13 protein-coding genes are annotated in these 16,756 nt (G+C 58.9%); 4 read left to right on the top strand and 9 right to left on the bottom strand.

Annotated features, from left to right (window positions below; translation table 11 throughout):
- Positions 1–175 precede the first annotated feature (175 nt).
- On the bottom strand, positions 176–1,861 hold the full coding sequence (locus tag Q0650_RS02680) for a DEAD/DEAH box helicase (RefSeq protein WP_298815658.1): 1,686 nt from the start codon (positions 1,859–1,861) through the stop codon (positions 176–178).
- Positions 1,862–2,076: 215 nt separating this feature from the next.
- On the opposite strand from Q0650_RS02680, the gene Q0650_RS02675 reads away from it, so the two are divergent.
- On the top strand, positions 2,077–3,438 hold the full coding sequence (locus Q0650_RS02675; protein WP_298815655.1) for a response regulator: 1,362 nt from the start codon (positions 2,077–2,079) through the stop codon (positions 3,436–3,438).
- A 157-nt stretch (positions 3,439–3,595) separates the two neighbouring features.
- Here the strand turns inward: Q0650_RS02675 and Q0650_RS02670 are convergent, their stop codons facing one another.
- A complete protein-coding gene (locus tag Q0650_RS02670; RefSeq protein WP_298815653.1) occupies positions 3,596–4,243 on the bottom strand; it encodes a thiamine diphosphokinase in 648 nt (215 codons plus the stop codon).
- A 48-nt stretch (positions 4,244–4,291) separates the two neighbouring features.
- A complete protein-coding gene (locus tag Q0650_RS02665) occupies positions 4,292–4,903 on the bottom strand; it encodes a LysE/ArgO family amino acid transporter (RefSeq protein WP_298815652.1) in 612 nt (203 codons plus the stop codon).
- Positions 4,904–5,031: 128 nt separating this feature from the next.
- Between Q0650_RS02665 and glgA the strand changes: the two genes are divergently transcribed.
- Positions 5,032–6,246: a glycogen synthase gene (gene glgA / locus Q0650_RS02660; protein WP_298815651.1), complete on the top strand. Its 1,215-nt coding sequence runs from the start codon at positions 5,032–5,034 to the stop codon at positions 6,244–6,246.
- Positions 6,247–6,624: 378 nt separating this feature from the next.
- Here glgA and Q0650_RS02655 read toward each other — a convergent pair whose 3' ends face one another.
- The 4 genes from Q0650_RS02655 to Q0650_RS02640 are packed head-to-tail and all read right to left on the bottom strand — an operon-like array spanning position 6,625 to position 11,478.
- Positions 6,625–7,611 (bottom strand): ABC transporter permease, encoded by a 987-nt coding sequence (locus Q0650_RS02655; RefSeq protein WP_298815650.1) that lies wholly within the window; start codon positions 7,609–7,611, stop codon positions 6,625–6,627.
- Between the two features lie 46 nt (positions 7,612–7,657).
- A complete protein-coding gene (locus Q0650_RS02650; protein WP_298815648.1) occupies positions 7,658–8,677 on the bottom strand; it encodes an ABC transporter permease in 1,020 nt (339 codons plus the stop codon).
- 13 nt (positions 8,678–8,690) lie between these two features.
- Positions 8,691–10,190, bottom strand: coding sequence for an ABC transporter ATP-binding protein (locus Q0650_RS02645; RefSeq protein ID WP_298815646.1), 1,500 nt, complete (start codon positions 10,188–10,190; stop codon positions 8,691–8,693).
- 58 nt (positions 10,191–10,248) lie between these two features.
- On the bottom strand, positions 10,249–11,478 hold the full coding sequence (locus tag Q0650_RS02640; RefSeq protein WP_298815644.1) for a BMP family protein: 1,230 nt from the start codon (positions 11,476–11,478) through the stop codon (positions 10,249–10,251).
- A 361-nt stretch (positions 11,479–11,839) separates the two neighbouring features.
- On the opposite strand from Q0650_RS02640, the gene Q0650_RS02635 reads away from it, so the two are divergent.
- Positions 11,840–12,868 (top strand): hypothetical protein, encoded by a 1,029-nt coding sequence (locus Q0650_RS02635; protein ID WP_298815642.1) that lies wholly within the window; start codon positions 11,840–11,842, stop codon positions 12,866–12,868.
- A 103-nt stretch (positions 12,869–12,971) separates the two neighbouring features.
- Positions 12,972–14,486 carry a 4-alpha-glucanotransferase gene (gene malQ, locus Q0650_RS02630; RefSeq protein WP_298815640.1) on the top strand — a complete coding sequence of 505 codons (1,515 nt, stop codon included), beginning with the start codon at positions 12,972–12,974 and terminating at the stop codon, positions 14,484–14,486.
- On the opposite strand, the gene recF is transcribed toward malQ, so the two are convergent.
- Both recF and fni read right to left on the bottom strand, forming a co-directional pair.
- Positions 14,468–15,646 (bottom strand): DNA replication/repair protein RecF, encoded by a 1,179-nt coding sequence (gene recF / locus Q0650_RS02625; protein ID WP_298815638.1) that lies wholly within the window; start codon positions 15,644–15,646, stop codon positions 14,468–14,470. The two genes, malQ and recF, sit on opposite strands and share 19 nt — an antisense overlap.
- 17 nt (positions 15,647–15,663) lie before the next feature.
- Complete coding sequence (gene fni, locus Q0650_RS02620; RefSeq protein ID WP_298815636.1) at positions 15,664–16,704, bottom strand: type 2 isopentenyl-diphosphate Delta-isomerase; 1,041 nt, start codon at positions 16,702–16,704, stop codon at positions 15,664–15,666.
- Positions 16,705–16,756 lie beyond the last annotated feature (52 nt).

The raw sequence follows: 16,756 nt of genomic DNA, 5'->3' as shown, positions 1-16,756 counted from the left end.
CTCCTCCTTACTAGTTCAGGCGAATAGATCGTTATCTGTACTATACCATACCGGTGAGATGCAGGCGAAAGAAGCGTCGGGGCGCATAACCTGACGCCCCGACGCGGCGTGGATGGACAATGGGGACGCGATATGTTGCGCCCCTGCGTCGATGATGGGGGAATGCTGTGCGTTCCTATGCGGCGACGGCAGTCTCGTCAACCACAGTGGCGCGAACACGCTGACCGCGAATGGTTGTGTGGTTGAGGGCCTGTAACACCTGCCGCACAGCAGGACGAGGCACATCAACGAAGCTCATGCGAGCGCGCACATCGATTGCGCCGATGCTGCGGCCAGGCAAGCCAGACTCGTTGGCAATAGCGCCCACAATATCGGCAGGTCGCACCTGATCATTGCGACCAAGATTGATCTGGATGCGAACCATGCTGTGCCCGGAACGTGTTAGCCGCTCAGCCGGCTGGGTTCGCTTTACGCCTGACATCCGTTCAGCCAGTTCAGCCCGCTTTGCGCGCGACGCGCGTCCGGCGCGTTCTGGCTGCGTTGGCGGCGGATCAAGGCGAGTAATTGTGTCAACCTGCCCGGTCTCGTTTTCATTGAGCAGTAGCTTGATGGCTGCGGCTGCCAGCGCGCGGAGATCGTGTTCAACGGCCAGTTCATCAACCAGCGCCGTGTAACTCTCGATCCCAGGAGAAACCATCGTCTCGCGCAACTGATCGCGCAATACTGCCCGACGCCGCGCAGCGACATCGGCCAGCGTCGGCATCTGCACTCGTTCGATGCGCGCGCGGGTCACGCGCTCGATGATCTGGAGCATGCGGCGCTCACGCGGCGTAATAAAGGTGATAGCCACGCCCACGCGACCGGCGCGACCGGTGCGACCGATCCGATGGACATAGCTTTCAGGATCGGTTGGGACATCATAATTGATTACATGGCTCACTTCGGCAATATCGAGACCGCGGGCAGCAACGTCAGTCGCAACCAGCACATCGAGCTGGCCTTCGCGGAAGCGACGCATGACCCGATCACGCACTGCCTGGCTCAGGTCACCGTGGAGCGACTCAGCCGCATAGCCACGCCCTTGCAGGCGCTCGCCGATCTCATCGGCCTCCTGGCGCGTGCGACAAAAGACGATAGCCAGTTGCGGCATTTCGACATCGAGCACTCGACACAGCGCATCGAGTTTATCACGCGCCAACACTTCATAATAGATCTGACGGATGCGTGGCGTCGTCAACTGCTCGGCGGCAATACTGACTCGAACGGGCTGGCTGGTATAGCGCAGCGTTAAATTCTGCACCGCCGGCGGCAAGGTGGCTGAGAAGAGCGCCGTCTGTCGTTCGGCAGGAGTCAATTGTAAGATCGCCTCTAATTCCTCGGCGAAACCCATATCGAGCATCTCGTCGGCTTCGTCGAGCACGACCATGCGCAGATGGTCGAAACGAAGCGAACCTCGGCGCAAATGATCGAGGACACGCCCCGGCGTGCCTACCACAATCTGCGCGCCCTGAGCGAGACCGCGCAACTGCCGTTCGATCGGTTGGCCACCGTAGATTGGCAGCACCCGCAGCGCCCGATGGCGACCGTAGCGATGGATAGCTTCGGCGACCTGCACTGCCAGCTCGCGAGTTGGCGTAAGCACTAACGCCTGCACGGTCAGCGCGTCAGTGATTCGTTCGATGATGGGCAGCGCAAAAGCTGCCGTCTTCCCGGTGCCGGTCTGGGCCTGAGCGATCACATCGCGACCGGCAAGTAACAACGGAATGGCCTGGGCCTGAATCGGGGTTGGTTCGTCGTATCCAAGCCCGCTCAATGTCCCCACAAGTGCATCACTCAGGCCCAATTCGGCAAAAGTCGTCATGGTGTTCTGTTTCCCAATCACTATCATGTCGTGACGCCAAATGCGCCACACAAGATTTGTATTATAGCATAAATTATCGATTTGAAAAGATCCTTTAAGTTCTACGATAGCAAATCGTATGAAAAAAATAAGGTCTTCACGGATTACAATCAGGTATGGTATGCTATATGCGACCGGCGAAGAATGATGCATAAACGTGGCTGCGAAAGACACCTGTGACGACTCGGACTGGTTGGGAGATTGGCATGGCATTACCGGCCCGCATACTCGTCGCTGAAGACGAACCAGATGTTGGCATGCTCCTGCAAGAGATATTGGTCAGCGAAGGATACGATGTTCAGCTTGTTTCCAGTGGCGATCAACTGGTTCGGCGCGCGCAAGAGCAACCACCAGATCTGATCATTGTCGATTTACTCATGCCGTCGATGGACGGGCTAGAGGCGATCCGCCAGTTGCGCAATGACACGCGCACTGCCCATCTGCCAATGCTCATTCTTACTGCTATCGGCGAGTCATCACGGGTTGTTGAGGGCTTTGAGACGGGAGCCGACGATTATATCGTCAAGCCTTACGACCGCGAGGTGTTGCTGGCGCGGGTACGCTCCCATTTGCGACGAGCCACCCAACTACCAACCCGCAATCCGCTTACCGGCTTGCCCGGCAATGCTGCGATTCAGGCTGAGATCAAGCGCAATCTGGAACAACGAACTCCATTTGCGCTGATGTACGTAGACCTGGACAATTTTAAGGCCTTCAATGACGAATACGGCTTCTCGCGCGGCGACCGGGCGATCCACCTGCTGACCAGTGTCTTGAAAGAGCATGTCGATCCGAATGACTTTCTCGGTCACATTGGTGGTGATGATTTTGTTATCCTCCATTTTGGTAACCGGCCAGAAGAGTTATGCGAGCGCATCATTCGCGCCTTCGATGAGCAGATCCGCACGCTATACGATGAAGCTGACTTGCAGCGCGGGTATCTCACCGCGATCGACCGATATGGCATTCCTCGCCAGTTTGGGATCATCAGTCTGTCTATCGGAGTGGTGACTACCCACTCGCGCACCTTCTCCGACGTTGACGAGATGAGCCGCGTCGCCGCAGAATTGAAGCATGCGGCCAAGCAGGTGGCCGGTAGCAGCTTTAGGATTGACCGTCGGAGCGACAAGAGAGCTATCAATGCGCTGAGTGATCGACGGAGCGGAAATTCGCCCGATGCCCTCATCGTTTGTCGCAACAACATTGCGCAGGCTGCGGTGGTGGCGACCTTGAATGTGTGTGGTTACCGGCTGTTGACTGCCGATAACGAGATAGCCGCCCAAAGTTTGCTGGCAAGTCATCCGCATCCTGGTCTTGTGGTGGCTGAAGTGGTTGATTCCACCAGCACCACCTGGTGGCAACAACTTAACGACAGTACGCTGTTGATCGCGCTGGCAAGCGACGAAGCAGCCAGTATCACCGCGCGTGATGCCGGCGCAGATGCTGTTGTGCAACCAGGGGATAATCCTCTGGCTATTTCCGATCAATTGCAAGCTGCGATTGCCGCATTGCACAATGATCAGAACTCAGCGGAGTGACTCTCATTGTTCAGGTCAGTAAGCGCTTATTGTTCCCACGCCCGCCATCCATCCTCGCGCTGACACCAACACGCAAGAGCGCTCCAAGCCTTCTGTCGGCATACGCCTCGCCCGGCACGGCAACAGCTTTTAGCTCACTTTTTCACCGATGAGCGAATCAGACCGACCCGGAACGGGTTGTCCAGACAACCAGCAGAGCGCCATCGCGCACCTGAACGCGCGCCGGAGGGTTGACGATGACATTGCTGACACCGCGCGCCCGGTCAGCGCGCAAAGTGCCGTTGACCAACGGGTATGCTAATCCTGCGGTGTTGATGCCGCTCGCATCGCCGCCAAAGGGGAGCAGTGAAACGGTATCGCCAGCTTCGCCAGGAATCACGCTCTCGTCACGCACCAGCCAGATCTGTTGCGGATGATCGATTAACCGCGCGCGACGACCGCGCAGTTCAGCCATGCCCAACAGCGCAACGTTGGCCAATGACTGATCCCAACGGCCTCCCAACGCGCCAATCACATCGATCTGGTCGGCTCCCATGTTCACGGCTGCCAGCAGCGCCAGTTCCAGATCGGTTTCGTCTTTATCGGGACGATGCCGTTCGATCGTCACGCCTTGCGCCTCATAGGCGGCTAACGCCTCAGAGGTAATCGAATCAAGGTCGCCGATCAGCAGGTGTGGTGTATAGCCGTGGGCAAACAGGCTTGTGCCGCCTCCGTCGGCGGCGATCAGGCGCTCGGCGGCAGTAAGCAGATGATGGTAGGGTGTCAGATCAAGGTCTGGCGCATTGGCTACAATCACGACATACATTGTTTCTGCCCTCCTGATCCAGCGCTCCACTATCCCGGCGCCGGCTGGCTACAACGCGACGAATGCCGCCACACCAAAACCGCTAATGATCACGCCTGAGATCAGGTTGATCACGCGCAACACCAGTGGGGTTACGCGCCCGCGCGCGAAGCTTACCCCACCGCTCAAGATCGTCCACCACAAGGCAGAACCACCGGCAACGCCGGCCACCAGAGTTATACCGGCCAGACTATCCATGCCGGCGCTAAGGCCAAGACCGGCAAAGATGACTGTGAAGATCAGGATGGTCGCCGGATTAGTCAACGTGAGGAACAGAGTCGAAAGGTAAGCGGCGAGCAGGCCACGGCGCGAGACCGCTGGCGCGATGTCGATAGTCTGCGGGGCGGCATAGATGGTTGTTACGCCGATCCAGAGCAGGGTCAGGCCGCCGACGATGCGGAGAAACGGACTGAAGCTGAGGATCAGGTTACTGATCGCCTGCAAGCCCAGCGCGGCAATCGAGCCATAGATTGCATCGGCAGTAGCCGCGCCCAACCCGCTGACGAATCCGGCGATACGACCATCGATGATTGTACGTTTGATGCAGAGCAGACCGATTGGACCAACCGGCGCTGCGATAGCCAGCCCAAACAACATCCCGCGAATGAAAAGATCGATCATTTGTGCCTATCCTTTTCGGTGCATTATACGCGATTCTGCTTCGGCATTGTTTCAATCTGTCGCAGTCGCGGGAAAAGCGTGTATACTGAAGGCACTAGTTCGCTGTCACGCTCTTAAAGAGGCTTGCTATGCCCGAATTGCGCCGTGTGGCCATCTTTACCAACGAATATCCACCGTATATCTATGGCGGAGCCGGAGTTCACGTCGAATATTTGAGTCGAGCGCTTGCGCGTATTGTGCCGGTAGAAGTGCGCTGTTTCGGCGATCAGCGCGTGGAAGATCCGCAGCTCACTGTGCGCGGTTACTCGCGTTGGGAAGAGTCGCGCCAGAACACCGATCCCCGTTTTGCGAGCGCAATTGACGCTGTGGCCCGGTCGCTGGCAATGGCCAAGGACAACCTCGATGCCAGCGTGGTACACTGCCACACCTGGTATACCGATCTGGCTGGCCTGTTTGCCAGCAAGCTGTGGGGTATCCCTTACGTGTTGACCATCCACTCGCTTGAACCATTGCGTCCGTGGAAAATCGAACAACTCGGCAACGCTTACCATCTCAGCTCATGGATCGAGCGCACTGCGATTGAGCAAGCTCACGCAGTGATTGCCGTTTCACAGGAGACGCGGGCTGACATTCTGCGCCTGTTCAAGATCGATCCAGAGCGAGTTCATGTCATCTACAACGGGATCGATCTGAATGAATACCGCAAGACAGCAGCGACCAATGCGCTCGAACGGTACGGCGTCGATCCACAGCGACCGTTCGTGCTGTTTGTCGGACGGATTACCCGTCAAAAAGGCATCATCCATCTGGTCAACGCCATTCCACAGATCGATCCGACAGCGCAGGTCGTACTCTGCGCCGGCGCGCCGGACACGAAAGAGATCGGGATTGAGATGGAAGAACGGGTAGCCGCCGTCAGCGCTCAGCGTCCTGGCGTGATCTGGATCCGCGAGATGTTACCGCGGCAAGACGTAATTCAGTTCTATTCTCACGCTGCGGTCTTTTGCTGTCCGAGCGTATACGAGCCGTTCGGGATCATCAACCTGGAAGCAATGGCGTGCGAAACAGCAGTGGTCGCTTCGGCAGTCGGCGGGATCAAAGAGGTGGTGGTGCCAGAAGAAACCGGTTTGCTGGTAGATCCGAATCTGCAACCGGGCAGCTTTGATCCGGTCGATCCGGCAGCATTCTCAAACGAGCTGGCGGCAGCGATCAATCGCCTGCTGGCCGATCCGGCATTGCGTGAACAGTTTGGCAAAGCCGGTCGAAGGCGAGTCGAGCAGGTCTTTAGCTGGGACGCCATTGCACAGCAGACGATTGCCCTTTACCGGTCGTTGATCGGGTGAATGACAGACAGGCGAGGGGTGGAGATCTGCCTCTCGTCTTTGTCATGATAACAACAGGTTGCTAAGCCATACGAGAGGAAAGTATTCGTTGCAGAAATCGGTATTACAAGGCATATGAGACCGTATTTTGAAAGGATCGCTCATCTACAGAATGAATCTAAACACTGAGAAACATAAAATTATTGAACACTTGTTACTTTATTATGTAAATACCGATCGAAATAACGTCTTCGATTACGCTCAAGTTTTTTCTTGACGCCTCATTTGAATAAACAATCCAACTCTCGTGAGTATGGCAATTGGTTCTGGCAGGCAGATTCGTGTTATTTTGAGCTAGTATCACTATCTCCGCTCTCTACTGAACAGCCTGGCAACACCTCACGGTCGCTCGAATGGTTGACCGAGCGCCGCAGGAGCGGTAGCGCGCAGGCGGTTGATGGCAGCCAGCAGAGGGCGTTGCCAGAATGCGGGCAGGCGCATGACCTGGCGCGCTGCTGCCGGCGATGCGGCAAGGTTAACCAGGGCCAGCACCAGGATCATGAGCACGAAGGGCGCTACCTGAACGATTTGGGTGGGAATGTCTGGCAAGGCACTCTGCGATCGGGTGGCGACCAGCTCGAGCGCCGCGAAGAGGTAGCATCCCAATGCGACTCGCCACGGTCGCCAGCCGCCGAAGATCACGATGGCCAGGACGATCCAGCCTGAACCGAAGGTGTGGCGGTAGCTCCAGCCTTGCTTGAGATCGAGCGAGAATGCGGCGCCGGCAATGCCGACCAGCGCGCCGCCGGCGATCAGCATGGCATATCGCCAACGGGTCACGTCTACACCCCGCGCATAGACCGCCGCCGGTCGTTCACCGAGCGCGCGCACGATGAGACCCAGCCGCGTGCCGTAGAGCAGGAAAGCGGTGAAGGGCACGATGAGCAAGCTGGCGTAGATGACCGGATCGTGGCGGAAGAAGAGCGGGCCGAAGACGGGGAGATCGGACAGGACGGGAATCGGGGTGAAGGGAACTGACGGGCCAGGTACGCGAGCGAAAGGAGCGCCGAGAAATGATGAGAGATCGGTGCAGAGCAGGGCCAGCACAAACCCAACCGCCGTTTGTGACTGGCCGAGGGTTAGACTGAACAGTCCGAGCACGGCTGCGACGAGTGCGCCAACCAGGGCTGCGGCGATGAAGCCGAGGATGAGATTACCGGTGATAAGCGCAACGGCAAAGCCGGTCATTGCAGATAAGAGCATCGTGCCGTCAAGCGAGAGATTGATGACGCCAGCCCGCTCGCTGAGCGTTTCGCCCATCGCCGCAATGACTAGTGGCGACGCAGCAGCCAATACTGCCGCCAGATCGATCAAGAGTTGTTCCATACCGTCACACCATTTCGTCGTGGTTATGGAGGAAACTGACCGCCGATCAGCGTCGAGCGCGGGTCGCCAGAGCGAAGAGCACTAGAGCGCCCTGCAAGACGCCGGCAATCGCGCTATCGATGCCGAGCGTGAGCGGCAATTGAATGCTGCCCACGGTGAAAGCGGCAAAGGCAACCGCGATTGGCAACAGCCAGCGTGGATCGGCCCGCGCCAGCAGCGCAACCAGCAATCCCAACAGCCCGATCCCGCTCGAGATGTTGGGAATGAGAGCATGATGCACCGCAACTACCTGCAACATTCCGGCAGTACCGGCCAGCGCGCCACAGGCGGCCAGCGTCTCGGCCATGCGGCGAGCGGTGACAATACCCAGCCTTGCGGCGGCTGCCGGGTTGAGGCCAACAGCCCGCACTTCCAACCCCCAGCGCGTTTTGGTGAGCGCCCACCAGACGATTACCAGCGCAATCAGAGCGATCACCGGCGCTGCCGGCGCCAGGCGCAACCGGTCAACGGTGGGAAGCCAGAGTTCGCGCGGTAGTAGATCGGTGCCTGAGAGTGACGCCGAGGTTTGTCGCCGCCAGGGGCCGAGCACGAGGTAGAGGGCCAATCCGCTGGCGAGAAAATTCATGCCGAGGCCGGCAAAGATTTCACTGACGCCGGCGTAGCGGCGCAAGCCACCGATCAGCAATGCCCATAGCGCGCCACCTGCCGCGCCACTGAGTCCGGCCAGCAACCAGAGCAACAGCGGCGGCCAGTCTGGCCACAGGCGCAGCGGAACCATCGCTGCGATAGCGCCGGCGATCATCTGACCCTCGACGCCGAGATTGTAGAGACCGCCAGCAAAGGTGATGCTGAGGCCAACGGAACAGAGCAGTAACGGCGCAGCGAGCATGATCATATCGCTCAAGCGCACTGGCGTGCTGAAGGCGCCAAACAGGATCAGGCGATACGCTTCGAGCGGCGCCACGCCGCTACTCAACAGGGCGATAGTCGTAAGCACAAAGGCGGCCAGCAGCGCCAGGAGCGGTCGCGTCAGGCTGGCCAGAGGTTTTAAACGATCCAGGCGCATGCGAGTATACCTGTCAGGCAACTGCCTCAACCAAAGCATCAAAACCTACTCCGCCGATCAATTCGGCCAATCTGGCCGATGACAGCAACGCGCGCGGGATCGGCGGTCCGATACGGCCAGCAAAACAGACAATCACCTCGTCGCTATATTCCATAATCTCGTCGAGATCGGGCGAAGCGAAGATGACGCAACAGCCGGCATCACGGCGCGCCTGCAACCGTCCCCAGATGGCGCGGGCCGAAGCTACGTCGAGGCCGCGGGTTGGCTGTTCGGCCAGAATACCGCGCGCATCGGGCGGCACCAGCGCCAGCATTGCCCGTTGCTGATTGCCTCCCGATAGGGCGGCGATGGGGGTGATCGGAGTAGCTTTAATCTGATACTCAGCAATGGCCTGACGCGCAGCTTCCTCGGCTGCGCGGCGATCAACCAGCGCCCCTCTACCCTGCAACAGCGCAAAGTGATCGGTCAGCGACAGAGCGCCGATCATGCCATCGCGCAAGCGGTCAGCGGGGAGATATTCGATCCCGGCCTGGCGAAATGCGATTGGGCCTGCGCCGGTCAGATCGCGACCGTTCACCAGCACCCGCCCGCGATCGGGCGCAAGCTGACCGGCAAGCAAACGCAACAAGACCTGTTGACCGCTGCCGTCAAGGCCAGCCAGGCCGATGATGCGTCCGGCGGCGAAGCGATGGTTGAGATCGACCAGTTGGAGCGTGCCGCTCCGCGCGGTCACGCGATGCAATTCCCATACCGGCGGGGCATCAATTAACGGCAACGGACGGTAGATCGGCGGCTCAGCGCCGGCTTCGCCAAACATGAGCGACAGCAGATACTCCTGCGGCTGTGGCATAGGCAACTGACCGGGAGGAACGACCTGCCCATTGCGCAACACTGTTACCGTGTGACACAACTCGGCCACCTCTTCCAGCTTGTGTGACACAAACAAAACAGTTCGCCCCTCGGCAGCAATCTGGCGCAGCGCGGTGAAGAGTGACCGGGCCTGAGCGGCGGTAATGCCGGTAGTTGGTTCATCAAGGATCAACACGCGAGCGCCGCACAACAACAGGCGCATAATCTCGATCTGCTGTCGCTGACCAACCGTCAACTGATCGAGGCGGGCCGCCGGATCGACAGGGAAACCCAGCCGTTCAGCCAGTTCTTGCAAGGCCGTTTGAGCGGCGCGACGCGAACGAAAAACCCCTGGCGGCGCGGCGCAGAGCAGATTCTCAAGCGCGGTAAACGCCGGAATGTCGAGCGGTTCCTGATGCACCATACCCACGCCAACTGCCAGCGCATCGCCCGGCCCGCTTAAGCGACGCGGAGCATGGTCAAACAGGATGCGACCCTCATCGGGCTGTAGATAACCGGCCAACAGCTTCATGAGCGTGCTCTTGCCGGCGCCATTTTCCCCCAGCACGCCGTGAATCTGGCCGGCGGCAAACGAAATGGTCAGGCGGTCATTGGCGCATACTGCGCCGAACCGTTTGGTCAGGTGTTCAACCGCGATGTGCATGGCTGTGAAAAAAATGGAAGAGACGGACGCGCCGTCCGTCTCTTCGTATGATAACCGATTACGGCGCGCTCTGACCTTCGATGCCGGCCAGCAACTGCTGAGTATACCAGATCGTCTTATCGTCGGCTACCTGACCTTCCGGCACGAAGACACTGCCATCTTGATAGTAGAGCGGACCGGTGAAAAGGTTCAGACTACCGTCGGCCAGTTTGGCGATAAACTCATCAAGCTTAGCCGCATTCTCGGCGCTCAGCGCCGGCCCCTTCACAAAACCGATCATGCTGGTGTCAGGGTCATTGATATTGCTCCAATTCGGCCCCGTCCACTCCCATGCCGGCTCCCACTGGCCTGAGCGCGCCAGCTCAACCAGTCGCTTATAGTCAGGCCCCCAGTTGAAATAGGGGACACCCAGACACACCGCTTCACCTTGCGCGCAAGCGCCCTTGAAATCGTATGGCACGGCGAAGACGCGCTTGCCGGCCTGCGTGGCCTTATTCGCCTCGACAATACCTTCAGTGGTATCAATGCCGGAGAGAATGACATCGTAGCCTTCATTGATAAAGTCGTTGGCGACTTTAGTCGGATCGAGCGTTACGCCAGGAATATTGAACCAGAATCCGATCCAGGTCACCTTGAACGCCAGTTCATCGGCGGAGCGACCGCGATAATTCTCCCAGCAATAGCGAGCGCCGAGATAGGTAGAGTTGACCAGCCGGCGCGTTTCGGGATCGATCAGGGGGCCGAGATAGGCCAGCTTGCCATTCTCAGTAGTTAAGGCTGCGGCGCAACCGGCGATCATCTTGCCGTACTCCATCCGACCCATTAAATTGCGCACATTCGGCGGCGCTTCACCGGTCAGCACTTTATCGCCGGAAGCGTGAATGAAATAGACATCGGGGTGAGCGGCAGCGGCAATATTAGTGCCATCGGCAAACTCAGCCGAATTGGTGATGATAAGCCGGGCGCCCTGGCCGATCAGCTCTTCAATTGCCTGTTCGACCTTGACATTGGGCCGGTCAGCCGGATTCACCTTGTCGATGTAGATGAACTTCACTCCGGGCACCTTTTCCACCACGTACTGAGCGGCCTCGTAGTGGGCCTGGTTCCAGCCGCCATCGTTGATAGGACCAACCAGCACCATCCCGAAGGTAAACTCTTCGGTCGACTCAGCCGGCGCGGTGGTTGGCGCAGCAGTCGGCGCGGCAGCCGGTTGCGAGCCACATGCCGTTAACACCAGACTGAGCAGCGTGATGAACAGCAATGGCCAGCGGACAAAACGGACTCTCATCGGTCGACTCCTTGTCAGCATCTGCAAAGACTGTACCCTAACAACGAAACGGCGCAATCGATGACCGAAATCATCGCTGCGCCGAGACAGTTTCGCGCAGATTCGCCTTCAGACGGGGAAGGCTCCCTGCCAGCCTCATCGCTGTTCAGGACGCTATCGCGGAGCGCCCGATTGCAGTGGCGAGTATAGCTGAGATGAAAAAGACTGTCAATTGAGACGCCACTGGCATTCTAGAACCGGGTTTCGAAGCGCAGCTCTACCCGCTGTCTGTGAAACCTGCAATACCCTACTATGAATTTACTGCTTATCGTGCTATACTACGGGCATATTATGCAGGCGACAGTAACGGTGAGGGCTATCGATGAACAGATTATGCCTGATCATCGTGGTTTTACTGGGCGTCCTTCTTCTCACACCGACACCGATGCGCGCAGCTAACCCGATTTGCTTTGAAGGTGTTACCGATTGCGTTGACGAGCGTTTCGCCGATTTCTGGCGTCGCAATGATCGCCATGCCATCAGCGGACAGAATGGCAATGCGCTACGGTTCTTTGGCTACCCTATCGGCCCAGCGCGGATCGAGGCAGTTGACGGCGCAGCAATGCTGGCGCAACCTTTTGAACGGGTGATTATGCAGCAGCCGCTGGGAAACACTGACCCGGCCAGGATCAGTTTGCAGATGATCGGCATGGAACGACTGCGCCAGCTCGAGCTCGCTCCCGAACTACCGGCCAGGCCGCCGGCGACCGTCAATTGCCGGTTCTTTTCCGAGACAGGCTTTACAGTCTGCGGCGACCTGCTCAATTTTTGGGAAAGCAACGGCCTGAATCTCGACAATGAGCGCAATTATACCGATGCCGAACGGATTGCCCTCTTTGGGAGGCCGATCAGCACTGTCAGTCGCGAGAGGGCGGCTGATGGGAAGATTTATCTCACCCAGTGGTTTGAACAGGCACGCTTACAGATCGACGGTGTGACTCAACAGATTATCATTACGCCGTTGGGCCGGGATGTGGTGAGTAACCGCGCCAATCCACCCCCGTTGCCACGCAACAACGGCGTCTTCCTCAACAGCGAAACCGTGACTGCCGGGGGCGCAATTACGGCGCGCGCCAATGGGTATACCGGTGAAAGCCAGGTCAGAGTAACTGTCATCCGCGCCGATGGCAACAGCGTAGGAACTGCCGAATTGAGCGACATCAGTTCGAGTGGCGTTACCGAAACGTTCTGTTACCAGACCCCAGCCGACGCAATGCCGGGCATCTGGGCAATTGCCTTTGAGGGAACTGAAAACGGGCGACGAACGATCGGCTTCTTCCGAGTGGTGACAACCGGCAATTCCAATAAGACATGCATTGATCCCATTTCACCAATATCGACGAACCGGTAGCAAATCTTAATCCATGACCATTCGGCTGTAGCTCGATTGATTGCATCCGCAACGGTATGCTACAATACCGGGCAGTTTATTCTTCAGGTATTGAGGTACCGTTATGCAATTACCACGCGCTAGCGGAGTCTTACTGCATCCCTCATCCCTTCCCGGCCCATGGGGGATTGGTGATCTGGGACCAATGGCATACCGGTTCGTCGATTTTCTGGTTGCGGCGGGACAATCACTCTGGCAGGTCTTGCCGCTTGGTCCGACCGGCTACGGTGATTCACCGTACCAGTGCTTTTCGGCGTTTGCGGGCAATCCGTTGCTAATCAGCATTGATGATTTGATCCAGCAAGGGTTGCTCTTTGCCGATGAAGCAAACGCGGCGCTGGGTCAGTTGCCCGGCGAGCGAGTCGATTTTGGCGCACTCATTCCGGCTAAACACGAGCTGCTTCAGCGCAGTTTTGAACGCTTTCGCAGTCGGCACGGCACCTCCCTCCACCAGGCTTACACCAGGTTCTGCATCGAAAACGCCGAGTGGCTGGCCGACTACGCCCTGTTTATGGCGATCAAGGAGGCGCAAGGTGGCGGAAGCTGGCACGGCTGGCAACCCGAGCTGCGTGATCGCCAACCGGCAGCGCTGGCCCAGGCCCGCCGCGCGCTGGCAACCGCGATTGACTACCACCAGTTTCTACAATTTCTCTTCTTCCGGCAGTGGCAGGCACTGAAAGAATACGCCAACCAGCGCGGCGTGCTGATCATCGGCGATGCGCCGATCTTCGTCGCCGACGACAGCGCCGATGTGTGGGCCAATCGCGATCTCTTCTTTGTTGACGAGAGCGGAATGCCGACGGTCGTGGCCGGCGTACCGCCGGATTACTTTAGTGTTACCGGTCAACGGTGGGGCAACCCACTCTACCGCTGGGATAAGATGGCTGAAACCGGCTATCGCTGGTGGGTGGCGCGGATGCGCCAGTCGTTCACGCTGTACGATGTTTTGCGGCTCGATCATTTCCGCGGCTTTGAAGCGTATTGGGAAGTTCCGGCCAGCGCGCCGACCGCCGTCGATGGCCGCTGGGTCAAGGGGCCGGGCGCCGATCTTTTCCAGGTGTTACAGGCCGAGCTTGGCGATTTGCCGATTATCGCTGAAGATTTGGGCCTGATCACACCCGAAGTCGATGCGTTGCGACGCGAGTTCGATTTACCGGGGATGAAGGTGTTGCACTTCGCCTTCGGCGATGATCCGACCAATCCGTACCTGCCGCACAACTACACGCCGAATTATGTCGTCTATACCGGTACCCACGACAACGACACTACCATCGGCTGGTTCAATTCGCTCGATCCGGCCACGCGCGCTGCCACGCTGACCTATCTCGGTCGCGACGAGACAACCGTTGATATTGCCTGGGATCTGATGCGTCTAGGATTGATGTCGGTCGCGAACTACGCGATCACGCCGCTGCAAGACATCTTGCGGCTGGGTTCGGAGGCGCGGATGAACACGCCTGGTCGGTTGGGGGGCAATTGGGCCTGGCGCTACGCGGCTGAAGCGTTGAGCGAAGAGCTGGCTCATCAATTACGTCAACTTAGTTATATCTACAGTCGACTTCAGCCAGCGAAGACCTGACCTTCCTCAACGCGAAAGCGGCGAGCAGCGGCGAGAAAATCGGCGCTAAAATCGCTCAGATCGGTTGCGGTCAACAATGTTTGCTGGTCAGGACGCTGAATGAGCTGAAGCAGATGAGCGCGACGCTGCGCGTCTAGCTCGCCGAGCACATCGTCGAGCAATAAGACCGGGGCGTCGCCGCTGCGCTGGCGCATCAGTTCGGCCTCACCGATCTTGAGCGCCAGCGCAATGGCCCGCTGCTGACCGCGCGATCCGTAGCGACCGAGATCGATGCCGGCTACGCGAAAGATCAGATCGTCGCGATGCGGGCCGCAGAGAGTCTGGCCGCGAGTAACCTCTTCGGAACGCTGGGAGACGAATGCGAGCCGCAGTTGTTCGGCCAACCCGCCGGTATCGCGCGCCGTATCGACGGGGCAACTGGCAATATACTCGATCTGCAACTCGTGTTCACTGCCACTAATGGCGCGGAAGAGCGGGCCGGCCAGCGCGCTCAACTCGACGACGGCGCGCAACCGTTCGGCAAGCACGTAGCCGCCAGCAGCGGCCAGTTCTTGATCCCAATACGCCAGCTCGGCATCAAGATTGCGGAGCGGACGCCGTTGTTCGCGCCAGGCTCGCAACAGACTGTTGCGCTGGAGCAACAATTTTTGATAGTAGGCCAGGGCGCGGACATAGTGCGGATCGAGCTGCGAGAGCGTGATGTCGAGATAGCGCCGTCGTTCGGCGGGAGGGCCGTCAACGAGGGTCAGGTCGGCGGGAGTGAAGAGCACTACCCGCAACTGGCCGATCAGATCGAGGGCTCGCGCCGGTCGCTTATCGATCCGCACCAGTTTTTGCGCGCCATTGATCGGCTGACCATCATCGTCGAGGCGACGCTGAACGAGCACTTCCAGGCGCACCGGCCCGATCCGACGTTCGACCTCAGCGGCGATGCGGGCAAAGGGGGGCGCGCCGGCTTCACCCATCGCTTCCCAGCGCACCAGTTCGCGGTCGCTGCTCAGGCGGGGCGAGCGGGTGGTGGCGAGGTAAAAAATTGCTTCAAGCAGGCTGGTCTTACCGGCGGCATTGGGGCCGTAGAAGAGCATCGTGGTGGGGGCGAGGGCCAGATCCTGCCGCCGGTAGTTGCGAAAATCGCGCAGGGAGAGATGATGCACGTACATAGATGCTGTCAGCGGACTTACGGGCGCGCGCCGAGACGCAGGTCGCGCAACGCGCGCAGGTTGGCGCAGCCGCTGCAAAACATTGCCACCCGCAACTCGCGAATGAAGGCGCTCAAGCCCTCGATCACTGCTTCTGCGCCCCGCTCGTTGATGGCGTCGAAGAGGGCAGGGCGGGCAGTGCCGGCCAGATCGGCGCCGAGCGCAATTGCCTTGGCCACATCAACCCCGCTGCGCACGCCACCCGACGCAATCAGGGTCACATCGGGCAACGCAGCGCGCACTTCGCGCACACATTCGGTGGTTGGCAGGCCCCAATCGGCGAAAGCGCCGGCCACTCGCCGCCCGGTATCGTTGGTCTGGCGAAAGCGCTCGACCTCGCTCCAACTGGTGCCACCAGCGCCGGCCACGTCGATGATCCGCACCCCCGCTTCGTACAGGCGAATCGCATCAGCCGCGCCAATGCCGTTACCAACCTCTTTAACGACGACTGGAACTTCGAGCTGGCGACACACCGCTTCGATCTTGGTCAGCAACCCCTTGAAATTGACATCGCCTTCGGGTTGTACCGCCTCTTGCAGCGGGTTGAGATGCAGAATGAGGGCATCGGCCTCGATCATCTCAACAGCGCGCCGACAGTGATCGACCGTAAAGCCGTAATTTAACTGCACTGCACCCACATTGGCCAGAAGCGGAATGCGAGGCGCAACCCGGCGCACCTGATACGTGCTGGCAAGGCGCGGATCCATCACCGCAGCGCGCTGAGAACCGACTCCCATGGGCAGGCCCAGATATTCGGCGGCTTCGGCCAGGGCGAGATTGATCTTTTCGGCGCTGGACGTACCTCCGGTCATTGAGCTGATCAGCAGCGGCGCTGCGATCGGTTTGCCCAGAAACGTAGTGCGAGTGTCGATCTCGTTGAGATCGAGTTCGGGCAACGCCCGGTGGGGGAGGCGGTAAGCGGCGAAACCGGTGACGATACCCTTGGCGGCGACATCTTCGTTCAGCACAATGCGGATGTGATCTATCTTGCGAGACTCGGTCTTGTCGTCACCGGGCATAACAGACTCCTGCGGCAGGAAGGGGCAAAGGAACCGGCAATGTTACCCCTTT

This window comes from uncultured Chloroflexus sp. (assembly GCF_937129525.1).
Taxonomy (GTDB): Bacteria; Chloroflexota; Chloroflexia; order Chloroflexales; family Chloroflexaceae; genus Chloroflexus.
Note: the sequence above shows the minus strand (reverse complement) of the source record. Positions and strands in the feature narration are given on the sequence as shown.